12 protein-coding genes and 2 pseudogenes are annotated in these 22,796 nt (G+C 63.2%); 11 read left to right on the top strand and 3 right to left on the bottom strand.

Annotated features, from left to right (window positions below; all coding sequences use genetic code 11):
• Window positions 1–245 precede the first annotated feature (245 nt).
• From X756_RS1000000170540 to X756_RS155475, 8 genes and pseudogenes are all read left to right on the top strand, one after another.
• Window positions 246–2,184: pseudogene (locus X756_RS1000000170540) on the top strand (autotransporter assembly complex family protein).
• Between the two features lie 2 nt (window positions 2,185–2,186).
• The gene (locus tag X756_RS1000000170535; RefSeq protein WP_023668186.1) at window positions 2,187–8,234 is read left to right on the top strand and encodes a translocation/assembly module TamB domain-containing protein; all 6,048 of its coding nucleotides are present in this window, start codon (window positions 2,187–2,189) and stop codon (window positions 8,232–8,234) included.
• A 254-nt stretch (window positions 8,235–8,488) separates the two neighbouring features.
• A complete protein-coding gene (locus X756_RS155450; protein WP_023729393.1) occupies window positions 8,489–10,042 on the top strand; it encodes an ABC transporter substrate-binding protein in 1,554 nt (517 codons plus the stop codon).
• A gap of 223 nt (window positions 10,043–10,265) precedes the next feature.
• Entirely contained in the window at window positions 10,266–11,300 is a 1,035-nt protein-coding gene (locus tag X756_RS155455) for an ABC transporter permease (protein WP_023668188.1), read from the top strand.
• Window positions 11,301–11,313: 13 nt separating this feature from the next.
• Window positions 11,314–12,471: an ABC transporter permease gene (locus tag X756_RS155460; RefSeq protein WP_023668189.1), complete on the top strand. Its 1,158-nt coding sequence runs from the start codon at window positions 11,314–11,316 to the stop codon at window positions 12,469–12,471.
• Window positions 12,472–12,518: 47 nt separating this feature from the next.
• Window positions 12,519–14,735, top strand: coding sequence for an ABC transporter ATP-binding protein (locus X756_RS155465; RefSeq protein WP_023729392.1), 2,217 nt, complete (start codon window positions 12,519–12,521; stop codon window positions 14,733–14,735).
• Between the two features lie 142 nt (window positions 14,736–14,877).
• Window positions 14,878–15,105: a hypothetical protein gene (locus tag X756_RS155470; protein ID WP_023707713.1), complete on the top strand. Its 228-nt coding sequence runs from the start codon at window positions 14,878–14,880 to the stop codon at window positions 15,103–15,105.
• A complete protein-coding gene (locus X756_RS155475; protein WP_023682204.1) occupies window positions 15,102–15,539 on the top strand; it encodes a TA system VapC family ribonuclease toxin in 438 nt (145 codons plus the stop codon). Before X756_RS155470 ends, X756_RS155475 begins: the two co-directional genes overlap by 4 nt.
• A gap of 56 nt (window positions 15,540–15,595) precedes the next feature.
• Here the strand turns inward: X756_RS155475 and X756_RS155480 are convergent, their stop codons facing one another.
• The gene (locus X756_RS155480) at window positions 15,596–16,186 is read right to left on the bottom strand and encodes a transglycosylase SLT domain-containing protein (RefSeq protein WP_023707714.1); all 591 of its coding nucleotides are present in this window, start codon (window positions 16,184–16,186) and stop codon (window positions 15,596–15,598) included.
• Between the two features lie 217 nt (window positions 16,187–16,403).
• Here X756_RS155480 and X756_RS155485 point away from each other — a divergent pair, with 217 nt between their 5' ends.
• Complete coding sequence (locus X756_RS155485) at window positions 16,404–17,942, top strand: trimethylamine methyltransferase family protein (RefSeq protein ID WP_023729390.1); 1,539 nt, start codon at window positions 16,404–16,406, stop codon at window positions 17,940–17,942.
• A gap of 243 nt (window positions 17,943–18,185) precedes the next feature.
• Window positions 18,186–20,637 (top strand): annotated as a pseudogene (locus X756_RS01000000165350) (FAD-dependent oxidoreductase).
• 97 nt (window positions 20,638–20,734) lie between these two features.
• Here the strand turns inward: X756_RS01000000165350 and X756_RS155490 are convergent.
• Window positions 20,735–21,127 carry a DoxX family protein gene (locus X756_RS155490; protein ID WP_023729389.1) on the bottom strand — a complete coding sequence of 131 codons (393 nt, stop codon included), beginning with the start codon at window positions 21,125–21,127 and terminating at the stop codon, window positions 20,735–20,737.
• Between the two features lie 211 nt (window positions 21,128–21,338).
• Between X756_RS155490 and X756_RS155495 the strand changes: the two genes are divergently transcribed.
• Complete coding sequence (locus X756_RS155495) at window positions 21,339–21,827, top strand: hypothetical protein (RefSeq protein WP_023729388.1); 489 nt, start codon at window positions 21,339–21,341, stop codon at window positions 21,825–21,827.
• Between the two features lie 73 nt (window positions 21,828–21,900).
• Here the strand turns inward: X756_RS155495 and X756_RS155500 are convergent, their stop codons facing one another.
• The gene (locus tag X756_RS155500) at window positions 21,901–22,677 is read right to left on the bottom strand and encodes a VOC family protein (protein ID WP_023699644.1); all 777 of its coding nucleotides are present in this window, start codon (window positions 22,675–22,677) and stop codon (window positions 21,901–21,903) included.
• Window positions 22,678–22,796 lie beyond the last annotated feature (119 nt).

The raw sequence follows: 22,796 nt of genomic DNA, 5'->3' as shown, positions 1-22,796 counted from the left end.
TGTTCAAGCTTCAGTCAAGCTTGTCAACACGAGGACGGGCAGGTTTCCGCCCGCCAACGGTTCCCAAACCGGCCAATGACCGGTATGCCGATAGTTCATCCACGGGAAAGGGATCACGCTTTCTTGCGAAAACGCAGAAGGTGTGAATTCCAAGCCCTGCCTATTTCAGACAATTGGATTGTGGCCCCTTTACGAGCGCTTCAAAACTTCATTCCAATTTTAGTTTTGTAACCTAGGTTGTCCTGATGCCGGCGTATGAAGCGCAGATGTCGAAGGTAAGTGCGCCACGGCGCACGCTTTCGCGCGCGCTGATTGTGGCGTTGGCGTGCTCGAGCGTGCTCGTTGCCGAATCGGGGTCGGCGGCCGCCTTCGAGCTCTTCGGCATCAAATTGTGGGGCTCTTCGAATGACGAGGACGCCGATATCGTCGACCCGCTGCGCTATGCGGTGACCATCGAAGCGCCCGATGCCGACAAGGACCTGATCAAGAAGCTCGAAAACGCCTCGTCGCTGAAATCCGACGAGGACCGCCCGGTTTCCGGCTCGCTCGGCCTTTTGGCAAAGGCGCGTAGCGACCGCGAACAGCTGGTCGCCGCGCTTTATGCCGACGCCCGCTATGAAGGCGTCGTCACCATCACCATCCAGGGCAAGGCGCTCGACGATTTGCCGCCCGATGCCGAATTCACTGGTCCGCAGCCGATCCCGGTGGTGGTCAGCATCGCCAGCGGGCCCAAATTCACACTCGGCAATATCAGGCTGGAGGGCGATGCCGCCGGGCTGGCGAGCGCCGATTTCGGCCTGATAGCCGGCGGCGATGCCGGCTCGGGCGCCGTGCTCAAGGCCGAGGCGCTGATCGTGCGGGCGCTGAAGCAGGAGGGCCGGCCGCTGGCCCGGATCACCGACCGGCAGGTCGTGGCCGAGCACACCACCTCGACGCTCGACGTGACGCTGACGGTGGCCGCCGGGCCGGTTGCCGGCTATGGCGACACCACCGTCGATGGCACCGAGAAGGTCGATCGCGAGTTCACCGAATATATGACCGGGCTGAAACGCGGCCGGCAATATTCGCCCGACGAGATCGACGATGCCCGCGACCGGCTGCTGAGGCTCGAAGTGTTCAACAGCGTGACGCTGAAGGAAGCCGACAGTCTTGACCCCGACGGCAACATTCCGATCGGCGTTCAGGTCAGCGAGCGCAAACCACGCTATTTCGGCGTCGGCGGCACTTTCTCCAACACCGAAGGGCTAGGCCTGGAAGGCTATTGGGGCCACCGAAATCTGTTCGGCCGGGCCGAAAAGCTGCGCATCGAGGGCAAGATCAGCGGCATCGGCAGCAACGATCTCAGCGAGCTCAACTACAATGCCGGCATCATGTTCGAGAAGCCGGGGGTGGTCGGGCCGGCCTCGAAATTCATCGCCAGCGTCAAGACCGTACTCGAACATCCCGACGCCTACGACCATTTTTCGGTCAAGGGCAGCACCGGCCTGTCCTATGAGATCGACAAGAAGCAGACGGTTTCGGCTGAAATCGCGCTCGACTACTCCAGGATCACCGACGCTTTCGGCAAGCACAAATACCTGATCGCCAGCATTCCGCTGCAATATGTCTACGACAACAGGGACAACCGGCTCAACCCGACCAGCGGCTTCAGGGTTCTGGCCTATGCCGAACCGAGTTACGACATTCTGAGCNATTCTGAGCGGCGCCGCCTTCCTCAAGCTCAGGGGCGAGGGGTCGGCCTATCAGTCGCTCGACACGGCCTCGAAATTCGTGCTTGCCGAACGCGTCGCGCTGGGTTCGATCGTCGGCACCGGCCTTCAGAACGTTCCAGCCGACAGGCGCTTCTATTCCGGCGGTGGCGGCTCGGTGCGGGGCTATGCCTATCAGGGCATCGGACCGAAGGACATCGACAATCAGCCGATCGGCGGGCTTTCCTTCTTCGAAACATCGGTCGAAATGCGCATTGCTCTGACCGACACGATCGGCATCGTGCCGTTCGTCGACGCCGGCACTGTCTCGACCACAGCGACGCCGGACTTTTCAGACGTGAAGGTCGGCGCGGGCGTTGGCCTGCGCTACATCACGCCGTTCGGGCCGCTGCGCATCGACGCCGCCGTGCCGCTCAACCGCGACCGTGGCGACCCGCGTTTCGGCATCTATGCCGGGATCGGACAGGCGTTCTGACGATGAAGATTTTGAAACGCATCCTTCGCCTGTTTTTCTACACGCTGCTGATCGTGGCGGCGGCGGGCATCGGCGCGTTGGTCGTGCTGACCAAGACCGAGCGCGGCCGCGAAAATCTCGCCGGCATCATCTCTGACATGGCCTCGTCAGGGGACAGCAAAGTCACGGTCAGCGGCATTAACGGTATCTGGTCCGGCGCGCTGACGGTCGACCATGTCGTGCTGGAAGACCGCGAGGGCGCCTGGCTGGTGGCCCGCAAGGTGGCCGTCGACTGGTCGCCGCTGGCGCTGTTGTCGAAGAATTTCAGCGCCGACCGCATAGCGGCCGAACGGATAGAACTGGCACGGCTGCCTATGGCGAGCACCGAGCCGAGCAAGAGCGGGTCGACCGGCCTGCCGGTTTCGCTTGATATCAGAGCGATCGATTTGCCGGAGATCGCGCTCGGCCAGCAACTTGCCGGCAGCGGCATTGCCGAACTTGCGGCCAAGGGATCGGCCAAGGTCGATGCGTCGCCGCTGGCGATCCAGACGGTGCTCAACGTTACCCGCCATGACGGCAAGCAAGGCAATGTCGACGCCAACATCCACTTCGCGCCGGATGAAAACAAGCTCGACCTCGATCTCAAGGCTTCCGAGCCGGCCGGCGGCATCATCGCCAACCTGCTCAAGCTACCCGGCGCGCCGCCGGTCAACATCGTCGTCTCGGGCACCGGGCCGCTGGCCAACTGGAGCGGCATCGGCACCTTCATGGTCGACGGTCAGATCGTTACCCAGCTCACCGGCCGGCACCAGCTCACCGACAAGGGCAACCGGATCGAGGCCAAGGGCGACGGTTCGTTCGAAGGCTTCCTGCCGGAACGGTTCAAGTCGCTGTTTGCCGGCAAGACCAGCTTCGACCTAGCCGGCACCGCGACCGCGACCGGCGGCGTCGACATCGAGCGCGCTGCGATCGAGAGCGACGCAGTTCATGGTACCGCTGCCGGCATGGTCGACCCCAAGGGCGCCAGCGACCTTTCGGTCGAACTCGTGGCCAAAGCCAAGCCGGTCACGGTCAATGTCGGTACCCAGGCGCAGCCGATCATGGTGGCCATCAACAATGTGACCGCGCGCGCCTTCGGTGACGGCAAGGCGCCGATGATTGACGCCAGCGCTTCACTGGTGTCGGTGGTGGCGGGCGGCTCTCAGGTGAACAATCTGGATGCGAAGATCCATTCCGACGGTTTCGACATCGAGAGCCGCAGCGGCCCGGTCAGTGTAAGTCTGGCGGCCGCCGGGCTGAAGACCGACGTGGCGACGCTGGCGCCGCTGATCACCGGCAAGCTGACGGCCTCTCTTGCCGGTTCGATCAGCAGGGACGAGATTTCCCTCGACGAAGGCACGCTGCGCAGCGATGCTCTCAATGCCGGGCTGACGGCCAAGGTGACGCTGGCCGATCTCGCCATGACGCTGAAGATGAATGCCGATGCTGTGTCGACGGCGCTGCCGCCGCAGATCAGTTCGCTGCTTGGCGAACGGGTCAAATTCTCGGCGACCGCGACGCGCGATCCGCAGGGCTCTTTCGCCGCCAACTCGATCGAACTCACTTCCGGTTCGCTGAGCGCCAGCGGCACCGCCAGCGCGCAAGGCAGCGATATCCAGGCCGACATCAAGGGCAAGCTCGGCGACGTCTCGGTGCTGTCTTCGCTGGTCGGCGTGCCGGTCGCCGGCGGGGTCGATTTCGCGCTGACGGCAAGCGGCGCGCGCAACGCACCGGATTTCTCGGTTTCGGCCGACAGTGCCAGCCTGACGGCCTCCGGCCGCACGGTCAAGGACATCAAGCTGACCGCATCGGGCAAGGCCGACATTGTGAGCCCGGCCGCAGATATCTCGCTGACCGGCGCGGTCGACGAACAGCCGCTCGCCATCAAGGCGGCGCTGGTGACGAGCGATGGCAAGCGCTCCATCAAGGGGCTCAGCGTAGCGCTGGGCGACAACAAGGTGTCGGGCGACCTCACGCTCGATGAGAAATTCCTGCCGCTGGGGACGCTGACGATCTCCGCGCCCGATATCGCGCCGCTGGCGTCGCTGGCCGGGCAGACGGCGGCCGGCGATATCGGCGGCACCGTGGTGTTCGCCAAAGACGGCGAGGCTCCCACTGTCACCATCAATGCAGCCAGCGTGTCGATCGCGCGCGGTGATGTGGCAGCCAAGGCAGTCACCGTCAGCGCACTGATCGCCAACTATCTCAACAGCCCTGCGATCTCCGGCACGATCAAGGCCGAGAGCGTGACCTCGGGAACGACCGTCGTCAGTGGCATCGGCGTCGACCTCAAGCGTGACGGCGACTGGACGAATTTCACCGGCGGAGCAACCATATCAGGCATTCCGGCGACAGCTGCCGGGCGGGCGAAGATTGCTGGCGGCGCGACCAGCGTCGAGATCGCGTCCGGCGAGGCGACGGTGCGCGGCATCAAGGTGGCGATCGCCGAGCCGTCGAGCCTGACCATTGCCGATGGCATAACCAACATTCAAAGGCTGGTAGTCGATCTCGGCGGCGGCTCGGTGACGCTGTCGGGCACGGCGGGCCAGACGCTCGATCTGGCGGCGACCTTCTCGGCGCTGCCGGCTGCGCTTGCCAATGGCTTTTCGCCCCGCCTCGATGCCGCGGGCACGCTCGACGGCACGGCGCAAATCACCGGGCCATCAGCAAATCCCGACATTCGCTTTAATGCAAAGCTGGCCGGCGCCGAGACGAGCCAGACCCGTCAGGCCGGGCTCGGGCCGCTCGATGTCGATGCGGCCGGCAGCTATTCCGCGGCCGGCGGCGTCGTGCTCGACCAGGCGACGCTTTCGGGTGAGAAAATCTCCGGCAAGGCGGCCGGCACCCTCAACCCGAACGGCGCCAGCGATTTCGCGCTCGATCTGACATCGTCCGGTCCGAGCCTGCCGTTGACGCTGGGCAGCGCGGAAAGCCCGATCAAGCTCGAATTGCAGGCGCTGTCGGTGAAGGCGGCCGGGCAGGCTGCGCAAGCCAAGCTCGACATCTCGGCGGTACTGCCTTCGGTGGCGACGGATGACGCCAAGGTCGAGGGCATTGCGCTTGCGCTGCATTCCGATGCATTTGATATGAAAAGCCGAACCGGTCCGATCTCGGGCACGGTGACGGCGGACAAGATCGGTCTGGACAATCCGACCATCGCGCCGCTGATCGCCGGCAAGATCACCGCCAAGATCGCCGGCACCCTGGCGGCGGACGCGATCACCATCGACAGCGGCTCGGTGCAGGCCGATGCGCTGGGCAGCGCCTTCAATGGCCGTGTCGGCTTTGCCGATGGAGCAATCGACCTCAACCTCAACGCCGACGTGCTGTCGGCGGCGTTGCCGGCGGCGGCGCGCAGCGTGCTGGCAGAGCGCACGCAGCTCAGCGCCACGCTGAAGCGGGATGGCAATGGCAATGTCAGCGCCAATCCGGTCAAGCTGGCGTCGGGCGCACTGACCGCGGACGGTCAGGCCAGTCTCGCCGACAATAAGCTCAGCGCAGATATCAAGGGTGCACTGGCCGACATCTCACTGTTGTCGAAAGATGCCAAAGGCGCGATCAGCTTCGCACTCAGCGCGCAGGGGCCTAGCCTGGCGCCGGACCTGTCGCTGACAGTCAACAGCGACCGGCTGCTGGTGGCGGAACGCGAAATCACCGGGTTGAAGCTGACCGCAACCGGCAAGGCCGACGCCGCCAATCCGGCGGCCAATGTGCAACTGACCGGCAATGTCGCAGGGCAGGCGCTGCAAGGCAGCGCGGTGCTGGCGACGGCCGACGGCAAGAGCGCCATCAACGGCCTGCTGCTGTCGCTCGGCAACAACAAGATCTCCGGCGACCTTGCGCTCGACGAGGCTTTCGTGCCGGTCGGCACCATCGCGCTCGACCTGCCGGATATCGGGCCCCTGGCGGCGCTGGCGCTGGAAAAGGCCGAAGGCGACGTGCGCGGCACCATCGCCTTCTCAAAGACCGCGGATGGCCCGAACGTCGCCGTCAAGGCTGCGACCGCTTCGATTACGCGCGGCGACCTGCAGGCGAAGACGGTGTCGATCGATGCGCTGGTCGCCAACTATCTCGCCGCGCCGGTCATCTCGGGCAAAATTCGCGCCGACAGCGTCATTTCCGGCGGCACCGCCATCAGCGGCATCGATGTCGATTTGAAGCGCGACGGCGACTGGACCGGGTTTTCCGGCGGCGCCACCGTCAAGGGCATTCCGGCGAAGGCTGCGGGCAGGGTAAAGGTGGCTGGCGGCACCACCACCATCGAACTCGCTTCCGGCCAGGCCACGGTGCAGGGCATCAAGGCGGCCATCGCCCAGGCCTCGACCGTCAGCATCGCGAACGGCACCACGACGCTGGACAAGCTGGTGCTCAATCTCGGTGGCGGCACGGCGACGGTGACCGGCAAGGTCGGGCAGGCACTCGACATCAGCGCCGCGCTGTCGAAGGTGCCGGCCTCACTCGCCAACAGTTTTTCGCCGGGCCTCCAGGCCGCCGGTTCGATTTCGGGAACAGTCAAGGTAACCGGCGCGCCGGGCAATCCGACTGTCGCTTTCGATATCGATGCTGGTGGGGTGCAGACCTCGCAGACGCGCAGCGCCGGTCTTGGCGGCATGAATATCTCCTCGTCGGGAACATTCGCCGGCAAGAAGCTCACCTTCAACGCCGACATCAGCGACGGCGCCGGGCTTGGGCTCAAGGGCGGCGGTACGGTGACGACGGCCGGCACACCAGCGCTGGTGCTCGACTTCAACGGCAAGGTGCCATTTTCCTTCCTGGCCGCCAAGCTTGCGGCGCAAGGGCTGTCGCTCAGCGGCACCGCTAACGTCAATATCCAGATGCGCGGCCCGGCGGCGTCGCCGGTGATCGGCGGCACGGTCAGCACGTCGGGCGCCCGCCTGGTCGACGCGCGCTCCGGCCTTGCCGTCAACGACATTGCCGCCGACATTTCGATCGGCAACGGCGTTGCCCGGATCAACCGGCTGACCGGCACGCTGTCGACACGCGGCAGCCTGTCGGCCTCCGGCACACTCGGCATCAATCCGGCGCAAGGTTTCCCAGCCGATTTGTCTATCAAGCTGGTCGACGGCCGCTATACCGACGGCAGGGTGGTGACAGCCAATCTCGGCGGCGACCTGACCATCAAGGGGCCGCTCACCTCGGCGCCGGTGATTTCGGGCACCGTCAATCTGGCCAAGACCGTCATCACCGTTCCGGATAAGCTGCCGGGCTCGCTGGCAGCGCTCGGTGTCAAGCACAAGAACGCGCCCGCCTCCGTGCGGGCGCAGGACAAGGCCTTGCGACCGGCGGCGGCCAGCGGGGGTGGCGGCAGTGGGCTTGTCCTCGACGTCACGGTCAATGCGCCGAACCAGATCTTCATCCAGGGCAGGGGCGTCGATGCCGAGTTCGGTGGTTCGCTGAGGCTGACCGGCCCGGCGGCTTCGCCGCAGGCGGTCGGCACCTTCACCTTGCAGCGTGGGCGGCTGTCGATCCTCGGCAAGCGGCTGACCTTTACCGAAGGCACGGTCGGCTTTTCGGGCTCGCTGGTGCCCTACCTCAACTTGACCGCGACATCGACCACGACCAGCGCCACCGTCACCATCGTCGTCTCGGGCGAAGCGACCAATCCGAAATTCGACTTCTCCTCGGTGCCGGCGCTGCCCGAGGACGAGGTGCTGGCGCAGCTGATTTTCGGCCGCTCTATGTCGAACCTGTCGCCGCTTCAGATCGCGCAGCTGGCCGAGGCCGCCGGCCAACTGGCCGGCGTCGGCGGCTCGACCTCGCTGCTCGAAAACCTGCGCAGTGCAATCGGCGTCGACGACCTGGATGTGACCACCGATGACCAGGGCGGCACCGCCGTGTCGGCGGGCAAGTACCTCAATGACCGCACCTATGTGACGATCCAGAAAGGCGACAGGCCAGGATCGGGCAAGGCGACGATCGACCTCAATGTGGGACGCGGCGTCAAGCTGCGCGGCGAGGCCAACGATGGCGGCGAGGCCAAGGGCGGCATCTTCTACGAAAAGGAATATTGAGTTCCTGGCCCTTACCGCCGCCGGAACTGGCGCTGTCTCAACCCGCCCAAAATGTATCAATTTACTCGCCTAAGCAGATTCCGGCGGAATCTGGGCGCGCTAGCACTTTTGCGCCAAGTCTGTCGTTATCACGCGAACCGCTCCCTTTTCAAAGTTGCACATTCCCTAACAGGTTCCGTAGCCATGCCGTCTTTGACATCACGGCAGGGATGCGGAATGTTAAAAGGCGGAAAGCCAACAATGGGAGTTAAGGTATGACAAATTACAAGAGTAATGGCGATCGCGTTCCCGATCACATCCTGGCCATGGCCGAAGAAGCCAAGGCAGGCAAAGTCGATCGCCGCGAGTTCCTCGCCATGGCGAGCGTGTTCGGCGCGTCGACCGCGATGGCCTACGGCATGCTCGGCGTAGCCGTGCCGACCCAAGCCAGGGCCGAAGAGGTGCAGGGCAAGAAGGGCGGCATCCTTAAAGTCGCGCAATGGGTCAAGGATCCCAAGGATCCGCGCAAGGCCGACTGGTCGGAAATCGCCAATGCCGAGCGTCAGGCGCTTGAGCCGCTGGTCAAGTACACCAGCGAATACACGTTCCGCCCGTACCTTCTGGAGAGCTGGGAGGTCAACGACGACGCCACCGAGTACACGCTGCATGTGCGCAAGGGTGTGACCTGGTCGAATGGCGATGCCTTCACCGCCGATGACGTCATCTTCAACCTCAAGCGCTGGGCCGACAAGAAGGCCGAGGAGATCGGAAGAGCGTCGTGTANGACGTGTGCTCTTCCGATCTATCCCGGCCTCATCGTGCACAAGAGCTTCGACGAGAAGGGCGGCGACTTCAAAGCCTGCCCGATCGGTACCGGCCCGTTCGAGCTCGTCTCCTACGATGTCGGCCAGAAGGTGGTCTACAAGCGCCGCGAGGACAACAAGTGGTGGGACGGCGAGGTGTTCCTCGACGGCATCGAATTCGTCGACTACGGCACCGATCCGGCAGCCATGGTCAGTGCCTTCGAGGCCGGCGAAGTCCATACCAATTTCGAGACCTCGGCCGACTATGTGTCAATCCTCGACGGACTGGACCTGGTCAAGTCCGAAATCGTCACCGCGTCGACCATCGTGTGCCGCACCAACATCAACAACAAGCCTTACGGCGACCAGAAGGTACGCAACGCGCTGCAACTCGCGGTCGACAACAATGTCGTCCTGCAGCTTGGCTACGGAAATGCCGGCACGGTGGCTGAAAACCACCATGTCTGCCAAATCCACCCGGAATATTACGAGCTGCCCAAAGTCGCTCGCGATCCGGCCAAGGCCAAGGCGCTGATGGCGGAAGCCGGCCAGGCCGACTTCGAGCATGAGCTGATCACGGTCGACGAAGACTGGCACAAGAATACCGGCGACGCCATCGCCGCGCAGATGCGCGACGCCGGCCTCAAGGTAAAGCGCACGGTGCTGCCGGGCTCGACGTTCTGGAACGACTGGACCAAGTATCCGCTGTCGATGACCAACTGGAACATGCGCCCGCTCGGCGTTCAGGTTCTGGCGATCGGCTACCGCACCGGCGAGGCGTGGAACGAGTCGGCCTATTCCAACCCCGAATGGGATGCCAAGCTCAATGCAGCATTGGCCGTTGCCGATGCGGCCAAGCGCAAGGAGATGATGAAGGACATCGAGCAGATCCTGCAGGATTCCGGCATCATGATCCAGCCATACTGGCGCAAGCTCTACAGCCACTCGGTCAAGGCGGTGCAGAATTACAAGATGCATCCGACCTTCGAGCGCGACTACGGCAAGGTCTGGCTCGACCAGGCGTGATCGGAACGTCAGGGAAGGGGCGCTTCGCTCCTTCCCGTCACGCCTCGCTTGGTCCAGAACCGGAAGCCGCCGCAGCAAAAAGTTGCGGACTCTCCTGAAAGACCGTTCAATAAAACTGGGTTGATTGCATCCGAGTGCCGATTTGACGGCCAACTCTGCCGGCAACGGCAAAGCTGGTTTTTCGAACTGGCTCCAACCCCAACCAGACCGGCAGGGGACCGCCATGCTTTCTTTCGTAATCCGGCGTCTCGGCACCATGGCATTGACGATGCTGTGCCTGACGATGATCGTCTTCTTCCTGATCAACCTCGAGCCGAATTTGAAGAAGCTGGCGATCAGCCAGACCGAAATGCACACATCGGCCGAACAGCTCGAAAGCTGGCTGGTCAACCATGGCTACCGGCAGAACTTCTTCGTGCGCTACGGGCAATGGCTGGGCGTCGTCCCGAAGCAACCGGTGACCGATCCGGCGACCGGCAAGCCGACGCAGCGTTTCTCCTTCTGCAACGATCCGCTGGAGCCGAAATTCTCCGGCATCCTGGAAGGTGATTTCGGCTGCTCGACGAAGTTCAAAACCTCCGTTGCGTCAAAGCTCTTCCCCGCACTCGCCGCCACCGGCATTCTGATGCTCTGCGTGCTGTTGGTGATGGTACCGATTTCGCTGCTGATCGGCATCCTGGCCGGCATGCGCGAGGGCTCGCGAACGGACCGAACGCTGTCCGTCGCCTCGATCGCGTCGACGGCGACGCCCGAATATGTGTCCGGCGTCATCTTCACCGTCATCTTCGCCTCCTGGCTCGGCTGGCTGAACGGTTCGGCCGCCTCGGCAAGCCAGGGCATCACCTTCTACAATTTCACCCTGCCGGTGATGACGCTGGCGATCTACGGCATCGGCTACATCGCCCGCATGACGCGCGCCTCGATGGTCGAGGTGATGACGCAGCAATATATCCGCACCGCCCGGCTGAAGGGGCTTTCCTTCGGCAGCGTCGTCGTCAAGCACGCGCTGCGTAATGCGCTGATCGCGCCGTTCACCGTCATCATGCTGCAATTTCCCTGGCTGCTTACCGGCGTCGTCATCGTCGAGGTGATGTTCCGCTACCAGGGCTTTGGCTACACGCTGGTCGAAGCCGCCGGCAACAACGACATCGATCTGCTGCTTGGCTGTTCACTGGTCTCGGTGTTCATCGTGCTGATCACGCAGCTCATCTCGGATGTCGGCTACGCGTTCCTCAATCCGCGTATCAGAGTTCAATAGGGGGCTGGGGCAGATGCAGGTCGAATATATCGGTGCCTTCAATGTCGTGCTCGGCGTGATTGGGCGTTTCTGGCCGGTCTGGTTAGGGCTTGCCCTGGTGATGGGAGCGAGCTTCGCCTACAAGAAAAGGCTCGGCCTCTACGGCCAGCTGTTCGATAGCGGCGTCGGCATAGTGGGTGTCGGCATCTGCCTGTTCTGGCTGTTCACGGCAATCTTCGCGTCGACCGTCGCGCCCTTCGATCCGCTCGCCCAGGTGCCGATCATGAAGGATGCGCTGCCGGGCGCGCTCGAGCCGGTATCGAAACTCATCTACTATTTCGGCGGCGACAAGCTCGCCCGCGATGTCTTTTCGCGCATGGTCTATGGCAGCCAGATCGTGCTGATCATCGCACCGGCTGCGACCGGTTTCGCGCTGATGGTCGGCATTACGCTCGGTCTGCCCGCCGGCTACTATGGCGGCCGGATCGACACCGTGCTGTCCTTCCTGGCCAATCTGGTGCTGGCCTTCCCGGTGATCCTGCTGTTCTACCTGCTGGTGACGCCGGGCATCATGGATACGCCGATCCCATACGCCATGGCCGGGCTGTTCTTCCTGTTCCCGATCATCTTCTTTTCGGTGCTGTTCTGGACCCGCTACAAGAACCGGCCGGACCGCCTCTATATATTGCTCGGGCTGACGCTGATCATCGGCGGCTGGGTCTATGCCGGCCTGGTGTTCGACGCCGATCCGTTCAAGATCATCCACATCGATCCCAACCAGCTCAACATCTTCGTGGCGGTGGTGTTCGCCTCCAGCCCCGGCGTATTCCGCATCGTGCGCGGCCTGGTGATGGACATCAAGACGCGCGACTATGTGGCGGCGGCGCAGACGCGCGGTGAATCGCCCTGGTACATCATGCTGTGGGAGATCCTGCCCAATGCGCGCGGGCCGCTGATCGTCGATGCCTGCCTGCGCATCGGCTACACCACGATCCTGCTCGGCACGCTCGGCTATTTCGGGCTGGGCCTGGCGCCGGAGAGCCCGGACTGGGGCACCGCAATCAAGGACGCCAGCCGCCTGCTGCGCTCCTTCATCCACCCGGCGCTGCCGCCGACGATCGCGCTGATGTCGTTCGTGCTGGGCTTGAACCTGCTTGCCGACTCGCTGCGCGAACAATCGATGAAAGACTGATCTGCGGGTTTCGGCCCGCGAGCATGAAAATAGGATTGGAGCGACCCATGAATGAGGCAGTTCGAAATCCCGGCAACCCGACCCTTGGGCCAAGCGCTGCGCCGATCATCGAGATCGAGAACCTGTCGATCTCCTTCTTCACCCGCAAGGGCGAGATCCCCGCCGTCATGGACTTTTCCTGCACGGTGATGCCGGGCGAAGCCATGGGCATCGTCGGCGAGTCCGGCTGCGGCAAGTCGACCGTGTCGCTCGGCATCATGCGCGACCTCTCCAACATCGGAAAGATCGTCGGCGGCAAGATCAAGTTCCAGGGCAAGGACATGGGCGAGCTGTCCGACGAGGAGTTGCGCTCCATCCGCGGCAACAAGATCGCCATGATCTACCAGGAGCCGATGGCGAGCCTCAATCCGGCGATGAAGGTCGGCCAGCAATTGATGGAAGTGCCGCTGATCCACGACAAGGTGTCGAAGGAAGAGGCTTACAAAAGGGCGCTCGAAATGGTGCGCTCGGTGAGATTGCCCGATCCCGAACGCATGATGCGTTCCTATCCGCACCAGCTGTCCGGCGGCCAGCAGCAGCGCATCGTCATTGCCATGGCGCTGCTGTCGAAGCCGGCGCTGCTTCTGCTCGATGAACCGACGACGGCGCTCGACGTGACGGTGGAGGCCGGCATCGTCGAACTGGTCAAGGGGCTGGGCGAGAAGTTCGGCACGTCGATGATCTTCGTGTCGCACAATCTGGGCCTCATCCTCGAGACCTGCGACCGCATCACGGTGATGTATTCGGGCGAAGCGGTCGAGACCGGCAAGATCAAGGACGTGTTCGACCGGATGCGCCATCCCTATACGCAAGGGCTGTTCCGCTCGATTCCGCTGCCGGGCGCCGACAAGAATTCGCGGCCGCTGATCTCTATCCCCGGCCAGTTGCCGCTGCCGCATGAGCGGCCCAAGGGCTGCAATTTCGGCCCGCGCTGCCACCATTTCGTTGAGGGCGTCTGCAATGCCGCCGAAATCCCGATGATCGAGGTCGCCGGTCACGAAGGGCATTTCTCGCGCTGCGTGCGCTTCAACGAGATCGACTGGGAAGCGCTGCCTCCCGGCGCCAAGAAGGTCAATGAGAAGGTCGTGCCCGGCGCGCCGGTGCTCAAGATCGAGGATTTGAGAAAATACTACAAGGTCGGCGGCAGCGAAGTGTTCGGCTCCAGCGAAGGCCGCGTGGTCAAGGCCAATGAGACGATCTCGTTCATGGCGCGCGAATCCGAGACCGTCGCCATCGTCGGCGAGTCCGGCTGCGGAAAGTCGACACTGGCCAAGGTCCTGCTGGGGCTGGAGACGGCAAGTGCCGGCACAGTGACGCTGGGCAACAAGGAGATCCAGTCGACCGGCATCGAGAAGCGCAGCGTCGAAACGGTGTCGTCGATCCAGATGGTGTTCCAGAACCCGTTCGATACACTCAATCCCAGCCACTCCGTCGGTTCGCAGATCATCCGCACGCTGGAAAAATTCAAAGTCGGCAACAATGTCGCCGAGCGGCGCAAGCGCATGCTGGAGCTGCTCGACCTGGTGAAGCTGCCGCGGGCCTTCGAGACGCGCAAGCCGCGTCAGCTCTCAGGCGGCCAGAAGCAGCGCATCGGCGTGGCGCGTGCCTTTGCCGGCGATGCCAAGGTGGTGGTGGCCGACGAGCCGGTGTCGGCACTCGACGTCTCGGTGCAGGCGGCGGTGACCGAGCTGCTGATGGACATCCAGCGCAAGAACAAGACGACGATGCTGTTCATCAGCCACGATCTGTCCGTCGTGCGCTACATCGCCGACCGCGTCGTCGTCATGTATCTCGGCTACATCGTCGAGCAGGGCACGACCGACCAGATCTTCGCGCCACCCTATCACCCCTACACAGAGGCGCTGCTGTCGGCTATCCCGATCGCCGACACCAGCGTGGTCAAACGGCACATCGTGCTCGAAGGCGATATCCCGTCGGCGATGAACCCGCCGAGCGGCTGCCCGTTCCAGACGCGCTGCGGCTACAAGAAACTGGTGCCGGACAATCTGTGCGAGACCAAGGTGCCGCCGGTGAAGCATCTCGGCGATGGCCATATGAGCCTGTGCTGGCTGTCGGACGATGTGCTGGCGACGATGGAGCCCGTGATCAAGTTCGACAGGGAACACGCAGCGCATGAGGGCGTGCCGGAAGACGCACCGGATGGGATCGGCCCCGGTTTCGCCGGCGAACCGCCGAAGCGCCCGCATGGCAAGAAGCCGAGCTGACCAGCCATAGAGGCAATGCCGCTCGTTGGCGCATTGCCGCAGCGTCGCCATAGCTCAAGGAACGACAGCTACGTTCGCTTGAATATTGCTGTCCATTGCATTATGTGATGCGTGATGTTTGATGCGCGATAGGGAGCATATTGTGAGAACCACACTTGCAATCGATGACGATGTCCTACTTGCGGCCAAGGCCATGGCGCGGCAGCAGGATCGCAGCGTTGGCGATGTCATTTCCGATCTGGCTCGCCGCTCACTGCGCAGGCCACCGACCGGCGGTGAACGCAACGGCATCCCCTTGCTTGCATCGCGGCCCGACGGCCCGATGGTCGATCTCGAAATGGTCAATGCGCTTCGCGACGAATTGGCGTGACCTTCCTGCTCGACGTCAATGTGTTGATTGCGTTGATCGATCCGGCTCACGTCGCGCATGAAGATGCCCATCGGTGGTTCCAATCCACCGGGCATTTATCATGGGCAACATGTCCCATTACCGAGAATGGCGTCATCAGGATTGTAAGCAACCCGAAATACCCCAATTCTCCGGGTTCGCCCGCCGTGGTGGCGCAGATTGTCGGCAAGCTGCATGCCCTTTCAGGGCATCAGTTCTGGCCTGACGAGATCAGCCTTGTCGGTTCCAACGACATCGATGCAGCCAGGATCCTCACCCCGGCACAGGTAACGGATAGCTATCTGTTGGGACTCGCCAAGGCGCGTGACGGCCAATTGGCGACGTTTGACCGAAAGCTGTCGACGGCAGCGGTAAAGGGAGGGAGGTCGATCCTCCACCTGATCCCAAGCGAATGAATGGCTGAGTTCCGCTTCGATCGCAAACTGCGTGGCTGCAAGACCGCTTGGCAACGTCAGCTGCCGCATTGCTGCAGCTGTTCGGCATAGTCGCGGGCCATCTTTTCGGTCGCCCTGGCATAGCCCTGCACGCCGGCATCGCCACGGTTGCCGCGGCCGTAGGCGGTCCAGCCGAGATAGTAGGCGAGATAGAGATTGTAGGTGTCGTTGCGGGCGACGCCGAACGTGTCTGATGTCTTGGAATGATACCAGCCGACGAAATCGACGGCATCGGCAAACTTGGTCCGCCGCGCCGCCCAGCTGCCGGTTTCGCTCTGATATTGCGACCAGGTGCCGTCGAGCGCCTGCGAGAAACCGGTGGCTGACGAGACATGTTTCCACGGAATGAAGCCGAGTAGTTTGGTCCGCGGCGGCCTGGCATTGCTCTTGAAACCGGATTCCTTGCGCACCGTCGCCATCAGCACGGGGACGGGGACGCCGTATTTCTGCGAGGCGCGCTCGGCGGCCGACTGCCAGTTGTCGAACCAGCCGTCGTTCTGGTCGAAGACGGCGCAGACATTGTTGATATGGTTGGGCGGCGTCGCGCAGGCCGGCAAAGCCAGCAGCACGCCAACCGCTACAATTTTACTCAAACTCGAACTACGCATTGGAAAACGAATAGGCCGAAATCATAAAGGGAATCTTGCGGCGTTTCTTAACGGCTTGCCGGCCCGGCTGCGCTGAGCGGGCCTGTATCATTATTCCGACCTTTCGCGTCGCCTTTATCTCCGTCAGAATTCAAAAATGCCGCCTTGGCTAAAATCACGTCCGCCAAGGGCGGATTTCTGACAGCGATGTCCGGATGCCGGCGCTCTGATGCCAGGCATGAATGAACCAAGACGCAAGCGCGGCGCGGAGCGAACCAGCAACCGGGGGCCTGCCGCCATCCCGCAACTTCCACTGCGGCGGGTGACCAATCCCTATCCGCCGATGGCGATGCTCTCAGTCGACCAGGTCGAAACGATCCACCAGGCGTCGATGCATATTCTGGAAAATTTCGGCATCGAGGTGATGTCTCAGCGGGCGCTGGCGCTGTTCGAGAAGGCGGGCGCAAAGGTCGACCATGCAACGGCGAACGTCCGCATCGACCGGGGCCTTGTCGCCGAGGCGCTGAAGACCACGCAGTCCAGCTACCGGCTGACGCCGCGCAACCCCGCCAACACCATTTATCTCGGCGGCAACACGATCAATTTCACCCTCGTCGCCGGGCCGCCCAATGTGCACGACATGGAGCGCGGCCGGCGCGCCGGAAACTTGCGCGACTATGCCGATCTCACCCGGCTGGCGCAGCATTTCAACTGCATCCACATGCTCGGCAACCAGGTCTGCGCGCCGGTGGAACTGCCGGCCAACACCAGGCACATGGATACCTATTTCACCAATCTGACGCTGACCGACAAATCCTTCCATGTCTCGGCGATCGGACGAGGCCGGGCGCTGGACGGTATCGAGATGATGGCAATCGCGCGCGGGCTGACGCTGGACGAAATGCGCGATGATCCCGGCATTGCCACCATCATCTCGGTCAACTCGCCGCGCCGTTTCGACGAGATGATGGCCGAAGGGCTGATGACCATGGCCGAGTTCGGCCAGTCGGTCGCGGTGACGCCGTTCACGCTGATGGGCGCGATGAGCCCGGTGACGCTCGCCGGCGCCCTGGCGCAGCAGAATGCCGAGGCGCTGTTCGGCGTGGTGCTTACGCAACTGGTGCGCCCCGGCGCGCCGGTGATGTACGGCGCCTTCACCTCCAACGTCGACATGAAGTCGGGCGCGCCGGCCTTCGGCACGCCGGAGAACACCAAGGCCAATATCGCCTCGGGGCAATTGGCGCGGCGCTATTGTCTGCCCTACCGCACGACGCCGGGGTCGGCATCGAATGCGGCGGACGCGCAAGGCGCCTACGAGACGCTGATGGCGCTGTGGGGCGCTGTGCTCGGCCACGGCAACCTCGTCTACCACGCCGCCGGCTGGCAGGAGGGCGGGCTGACGGCATCGTTCGAAAAGCTCATCATCGATGTCGAGATGATCCAGCACATGATGGAATTCCTGCGCCCGATCGTCGTCGACGAGGCGGAGCTTGCTGTCGAGGCGCTGGGCGCGGTGCCGACCGGCGGCCATTTCTTCGGCGAACCGCACACGCTGGAACGCTATGCCACCGCCTTCTACCAGCCGATGCTGTCCAACTGGCAGAATTACGAGGCCTGGCAGGAAGCCGGCGGCCTCGACACCACGGCGCGCGCGACCCGGCTGTGGAAGAAGGCGCTGGAAGACTATGTCGAGCCGGTGATGGACATCGCCGTGCGCGAGGCGCTGGAGGCATACATGGCCAGGCGCAAGGAAGCGATCGGGCAGGGCGAGCCATGACTTTTTCAACATCGGCGCGCGGCACCCCCCTCTGCCCTGCCGGGCATCTTCCCCTCATGGGGGGAGATTGGCTGTTACGTCTTCCTTCGCCAATCACCAACGCTGAAAAGAAAGCGGCGATGCAGACGCTGCTGATCTCCCCCCTTGAGGGGGAGATGGCCGGCAGGCCAGAGGGGGGTCGCTTGGCGCTTCCTTTTCCGATTCATCCTACGTTCCCAACTCGTTGATAACAGAGCAAAACTCATGAAATCGCATGCAAAGGTCGTGGTCATTGGCGGTGGCGTCGTCGGGTGCTCCGTGCTGTTCCATCTGGCGCGTCATGGCTGGACCGATGTCGTGCTTTTGGAGCGCGACCAGCTGACCTCCGGCTCGACCTGGCATGCGGCCGGTGGCATGCACACGATCAATGGCGACCCCAACGTCGCCAAGCTGCAGAAATACACGATCTCGCTCTACAAGGAGATCGAGGAGCTGTCGGGACAGGCGACCGGCGTACATCTGACCGGCGGCGTGCTTCTGGCGGCAACCGAGGCGCGGCTCGACTGGCTGCGCGGCGTCGTCGCCAAGGGGCGTTACCTCGGCATCGACCTCGAGGAGATATCGGCCAATGAAGCGGCCGAGCTGATGCCGCTGCTCGACCCGAAACAATTCGTCGGCGCCGTCCGCAACAAGGAGGACGGCCATCTCGATCCCTCCGGCGTTACGCATGCCTATGCCAAGGCCGCGCGGAAACTGGGCGCCGAGGTCGAGCGCTTCACCAAGGTCGAGGACATTGTGCGCCGGCCCGACGGCATGTGGCGCGTCATCACCAACAAGGGCGAAGTGGTGGCCGAGCATGTCGTCAATGCCGGCGGGTTATGGGCGCGCGAGGTCGGCCGCATGGTCGGGCTGGAGCTGCCGGTGCTGGCAATGGAGCACATGTACCTGATCACCGAGGATATGCCCGAGGTGGCGGCGTGGAACGCCAAGACCGGGACCGAGATCATCCATGCCGTCGATTTCGATGGTGAGCTGTACCTGCGCCAGGAGCGCGGCGGCATGCTGATGGGCACGTATGAGAAGGCCAACAAGGTCTGGTCCGAATTCCAGACGCCGTGGAATTTCGGCCATGAACTGCTGGAGCCGGACATCGACCGCATCGCGCCGTCGCTCGAGGTCGGCTTCCGGCATTTCCCGGCCTTCGAGAGGACCGGCATCAAGCAGATCATCAACGGGCCCTTCACCTTTGCACCGGACGGCAATCCGCTGGTTGGGCCGGTGCGCGGGCTACCGGGTTTCTGGGTCGCCTGCGGCGTCATGGCGGGCTTCAGCCAGGGTGGGGGCGTTGGGTTGGCGCTGTCCAACTGGATGATCGAGGGCGATCCCGGCGCCGACATCTGGGCCATGGATGTGGCGCGCTACGGCGACTGGGCGACGATAGCCTACACCAATGCAAAGGTGCGCGAGAATTATTCGCGCCGCTTCTCGATCCGCTTCCCCAATGAGGAACTGCCCGCCGGGCGGCAGCTGAAGACGACGCCGATCTACGATTTGCTGTCGGCCAGGCGCGCGCAATGGGGTGTGTCCTATGGGCTGGAAGTGCCGCTGTGGTATGCGCCGGAGGGCGTCAAGGACGAGTTCTCGTGGCGTCGGTCCAGCGATTTTTCCCAGGTCGCCAATGAGGTTGCGACGGTTCGTGAGAGCGTCGGCCTGGCGGAGATTTCGAACTTCGCCAAATACAAGGTGACCGGCGAGGGGGCCGCGAACTGGCTCGATCGCATTTTCGCCTGCAAGTTGCCCAAGCCAGGCCGCATGACGCTGGCGCCGATGCTGAAGGATGACGGCAAGCTCATCGGCGATTTCACGCTGGCCAATATCGGTGCCCCCAATTCCAACGGGACCGAGTGGTTCATCGCCGGCTCCGGTATCGCCGAGCAGTATCATATGCGCTGGTTCGAGGCGCATTTACCTGCGGATAGCTCAGTGCGCATGGAGGCGCTGGGGCAGAAACTGACCGGTCTGGCGATCGCCGGACCCAAGGCGAGGGAGGTGCTGGCAAAGGTCAGCCGCGCGGATGTCGCCAACACCGCATTCCCCTTCATGGCCGTCGCGAAAATGGACATCGGCATGGCGCCGTGCCTGGTCAGCCGCGTCAGCTACACCGGCGATCTCGGCTACGAGATCTGGGTGNATCTGGGTGGCGCCGGAATATCAGCGCGCTGCCTTCCAGGCGTTGATGGCGGCAGGCGAGGAATTCGGCCTCGGCCTGTTCGGCTCGCGCGCGCTCAATGCGCTGCGGCTGGAGAAAAACTACGGCTCATGGGCGCGCGAATACCGGCCGATCTACGGGCCGCTGGAGGCCGGGCTCGACCGTTTCGTCGCCTATGGCAAGGATGCCGATTTCATCGGTAAAACCGGCGCTCTTGCCGAGCGCAAGCAGGGCGGCAAGCTCAGGCTGCGCACGTTCATCCTCGATGCCGACGATGCCGATGTCATCGGCGACGAGCCGATCTGGTACGATGGCGCGGTGCGCGGCTGGGTGACGTCGGGCGGCTATGCGCATCACTCGAAAAAATCCGTCGCCATCGGCTATGTGCCGAAGGAGATCGCCGATGAGAGCGACGGCTTCGAGATCGAACTTTTGGGCAAGCGCCACGCGGCGCGCGTTCAGGCAGCGCCGCTCTTTGACGCGAACTTCGAGCGAATGCGCGCCTGAAGCGCTTCGGCTTCGCCGAGGCGCTTCAGATTCTTGTTTTGTGCAAGTCGTTATCCCAAAACCGCTGCGCACTTTTGGGCGACATGCATCAGGCGCGTCAGGTGCTGCGGCGGTTGTCGAGCGCGAAGGCGCCGGCGCCGGCGAACACCAGATAGAGGAAGATGAAGCAGAAGGAGATCGCTGCGTCGCCGCTGTTGTTGACCGGGAAGAAGTCGCGCGGGTAGTGCGCCATGAAATAGGCGATGGCCATCTCGCCGGCCAACAGGAAGGCAACCGGGCGGGTGAGCAGACCGAGCGCCAGCAAGATGCCGCCGGCGAATTCGAGAATGGCGGCCGTCGTCGTCAGGCCGTTGAGGGCGTGCGGCTCGGCGCTGACCGGGAAATTGAACAGTTTCTGCGAGCCATGCTCGATGAACTGCAGGGCCGTCATGATGCGCAGGACGCCGAGGGCCTGCGGCTGAAATCTGGCGAGACCGTCAAAAAGCTTCATCTAAAACTCCATTTTTCCAACCCTGCGGCCCGGCCATAGATTATCGCCCGGCCTTGGACCATTCACTTCCCGTGGCCTGTCATCAACAATCGGTGATTGGAAATCATTTCCAGTCTGGACTTCGAAATTTGTTCTCGTTATGGTTGCATATGTATCGTTATGGTTGTATCTCTGCGTGTAGACACTCCAAACCAAATGGGTTCCCTTCGTCATGAAAAAAGTCGCCCTCAGCCTGTTCGCAATCCTTGCAAGCACCAGTTTCGCCATGGCAGCTGACAGCGGCTGTGATGCCTTCAAATGGCCGGTGACACGCGAGCAGGAACTGTTTCCGGCAGCGCCCGCCGCGCAGTCCGGCGCTTCCCTGGCGGTCGGGCAGGCGGCCGATTTCACGCTGGCAGCGGCCGACACGGTCAGCTTTGCCGTCCCGCCGGAACGCGCGCCGGCAGCCGGCACGTTTGGCGCAACGGCGGTTGTGGCCGTGCCGCCCGAGGGAGAGCTACAGATCAGCCTGTCCGACGAAGCTTGGGTCGACGTCATTCAGGATGGCCAGGCCGTGAAATCAGCGGGTTTCAGCGGCGTGAAGACCTGCCCCGGCATCCGCAAGAGCGTGCGTTTCAAGCTGACGCCTGGCGCAGCCACGATCCAGCTCAGCGGCGCCAAGAAAGAGAACCTCAAGGTCGCGGTGCTGGCGCCGGAGTGACCGCGCCCGGACGCCTCTCATCGCACCGGCGGCGCGATGAGAGCAGTTCCGTGCAGGCGAGTACCGGAGGGGATCAGCGGCCGGGCGCGATCAGCGCGAAATAAGCGCCTTGCGGATCGGTGAACTGGGCAATCCATTGGCCGGTCGGCACCGGCATCGGACCCATGACAATCTTGCCGCCATTGTCGGTGACGCGTTTGGCGGCTGCGTCGATGGCGTCGACATTGAAGTAGAACAGCCAGACCGGCACCGGCAGCTGTTGCGGCTTGTTCATGATGCCGCCGCCGGATTCAGGGCCGGCCGAGAAGGTCTGATAGATGCCCATCTCGCCGACGTCCATGCTACCGGCATCAGTCCAGCCGAACTGGCTTGAGTAGAAATCGAAGGCCTTCTGGCGGTCGGCCGCATAAAGCTCGTGCCAGCCGACATGGCCCGGCGTCGTTGCCGGAAGGACGGGCTGGTCGGGACCATTGGGCTGCAGGAACATGAAGGCGGCGCCTTGCGGGTCGGCGACGACGGAGAAACGGCCGACGCCGGGAATGTCGTCGGGTTCGCGGTGAACAGCCCCGCCGGCGGCTTTCAGTGCCTCGGTCGAGGCATCGGTATCGCTGGTGTGGATATAGCCGAACCAGGCCGGCTTCAGACCCGTCCTGGCCGCTTCCTCGGGCAGGGTCATCAGCCCGCCGACGCCACGCTCGGCGGAGTTCACCACGATATAGCGCGGCATGCCGGGCGCCTTGTCGAAGGGCTCGGCCCGCCAGCCGACCACGCTGGTGTAGAACGCTTGCGCCGCATCGAGGTCGCTGGTCATCAACTCGTACCAGAAGAAGGGCATTGGGGATTTCGGCATTTTCGGTCTCCTCACCTTCATGCATAGATCGTCGTCCGATCCATCAAAGGACGTTTCAGCGACGCGAATCCGACAGCGAAGCGGAGAAAGTTCAACGGCTGCGTTGACACATCGTTCCG

It is taken from the genome of Mesorhizobium sp. LNJC405B00 (genome assembly GCF_000502615.1).
Classification (GTDB): Bacteria; Pseudomonadota; Alphaproteobacteria; order Rhizobiales; family Rhizobiaceae; genus Mesorhizobium.
This window is presented reverse-complemented; position numbering and strand designations above follow the sequence as displayed.

What these genes read in the sequence shown, in the direction of transcription:
- X756_RS1000000170535 (WP_023668186.1), top strand. Translation starts at nt 2,187, where the DNA reads ATGAAGATTTTGAAACGCATCCTTCGCCTGTTTTTCTACACGCTGCTG.
- X756_RS155455 (WP_023668188.1), top strand. Translation starts at nt 10,266, where the DNA reads ATGCTTTCTTTCGTAATCCGGCGTCTCGGCACCATGGCATTGACGATG.
- X756_RS155460 (WP_023668189.1), top strand. Translation starts at nt 11,314, where the DNA reads ATGCAGGTCGAATATATCGGTGCCTTCAATGTCGTGCTCGGCGTGATT.
- X756_RS155465 (WP_023729392.1), top strand. Translation starts at nt 12,519, where the DNA reads ATGAATGAGGCAGTTCGAAATCCCGGCAACCCGACCCTTGGGCCAAGC.
- X756_RS155480 (WP_023707714.1), bottom strand. Translation starts at nt 16,186, where the DNA reads ATGCGTAGTTCGAGTTTGAGTAAAATTGTAGCGGTTGGCGTGCTGCTG.
- X756_RS155485 (WP_023729390.1), top strand. Translation starts at nt 16,404, where the DNA reads ATGAATGAACCAAGACGCAAGCGCGGCGCGGAGCGAACCAGCAACCGG.
- X756_RS155490 (WP_023729389.1), bottom strand. Translation starts at nt 21,127, where the DNA reads ATGAAGCTTTTTGACGGTCTCGCCAGATTTCAGCCGCAGGCCCTCGGC.
- X756_RS155495 (WP_023729388.1), top strand. Translation starts at nt 21,339, where the DNA reads ATGAAAAAAGTCGCCCTCAGCCTGTTCGCAATCCTTGCAAGCACCAGT.
- X756_RS155500 (WP_023699644.1), bottom strand. Translation starts at nt 22,677, where the DNA reads ATGCCGAAATCCCCAATGCCCTTCTTCTGGTACGAGTTGATGACCAGC.